At 51.3% G+C, this 515-nt stretch carries 1 protein-coding gene; it reads right to left on the minus strand.

Annotated elements, in window-relative coordinates; genetic code table 11:
- The coding region (locus ACTHUR_RS18355; protein WP_440400200.1) for an adenylyltransferase/cytidyltransferase family protein at positions 1-355 on the minus strand (355 nt) is incomplete at its 3' end.
- Between the last annotated feature and the right edge of the window lie 160 nt (positions 356-515).

A 515-nucleotide genomic window follows, 5' to 3' on the forward strand; every position in this document is an offset into this window, starting at 1 on the left:
GTGTTTGGCGCAGCAGTTTGTCGATGAAATCCTGTGCGCTCATGTTGGCGAAGTCTTGACTGAAGCGTAACACCCATACGGCGTCGATGCAGCCGGTATCGCGCAGAAGCTCGAGTTTGGTGCGCAAGGGAGCAATGCGGCATGGGGGCGTAAAGCCTGCTTTTCGGGAGAAAAATTCTTTGGGTTGAGGCTCGAAAATGACGACGATAACGGGAAGGTTGCGCGAATCGGCTTCGTTTTTGAGTTTTTGCAGAATGTGTTTGTGACCGAGGTGTACGCCGTCGAAATTACCGATGGTGACGGTCGCTCCTTGCGGAAAATCAGGTGCATTGTGCTGACCGAGTCGGATTTTCATGGGCGGTTGGTGCGAGTAGTGGAATGGTCGCGTATTGTAAACGTTATTGGTGTTTCTATAAACAGGGCGGCGAGGTAGTGCGGGCTCGTCACCATCTGCCGGTAAATGTTTTTTTCGGGTGCCAGAATTTCCATTTTGAAAACGGCGTGATGTGTAAAGT

It is taken from the genome of Neisseria sp. P0021.S007 (genome assembly GCF_051956855.1).